Raw genomic sequence first — 627 nt, 5'->3', positions numbered from 1 at the left:
AGGTGAACTTCGGCTTCACCGGGCTTGCAGCACCAAAGGCGGCTTCATCCAACGTCTCTAGGTATTCCCTGACGGCGCGGGGTGCATCTTCAGGGACGATCTTCTCAGGTGCCCAATCCCGCTGCGGTGAGGAGTTCTGCCGATTGGCATCAGCCTGGATCAGGCTGGCGTCAGCTGCGAAACGCTGCCCACTGGCCAACCCTTCCTCGATACAGCGCGTAACAACCGTCTCGAACAAATGCCGCAAAAGGTCACTGTCTCGGAAACGGCCGTGCCGGTTCTTCGAGAAGGTCGAATGGTCCGGCACCGGATCAGTGAGATCGAGGCGGCAAAACCAGCGGTACGCGAGGTTGAGATGCACCTCGTCACAGAGCCGACGCTCAGATCGAATGCCCATCACGTAGCCCACCAGCAGCATCCGGATCATCAGTTCCGGATCAACTGACGGTCTGCCCGTTGAGCTATAGAAGGGGGCAAGGTGTCCCCGGATGCCTGAAAGTTCGACGAACCGGTCTATGCCACGGAGAATGTGATCCTGAGGAACATGGTCCTCAATCGAGAACTCGTAGAACAACGCTCCCTGCGCTTCCTGCCTCGGCCCCATCATCGCGGTCAATCTCCTGCAAC

1 protein-coding gene is annotated in these 627 nt (G+C 58.7%); it reads right to left on the bottom strand.

Features of this window, described 5'->3' with window-relative positions; all coding sequences use genetic code 11:
* Positions 1 to 607: transposase (locus ACXAEW_RS22240; RefSeq protein ID WP_474943538.1), on the bottom strand; the 607-nt coding region annotated here is incomplete at its 3' end.
* Positions 608 to 627 lie beyond the last annotated feature (20 nt).

The sequence above is a fragment of the Epibacterium sp. ABZ3_068 genome, assembly GCF_056159265.1.
The sequence above is the reverse complement of the archived record's forward strand: the minus strand, read 5'-3'. Positions and strand labels throughout refer to the sequence as shown.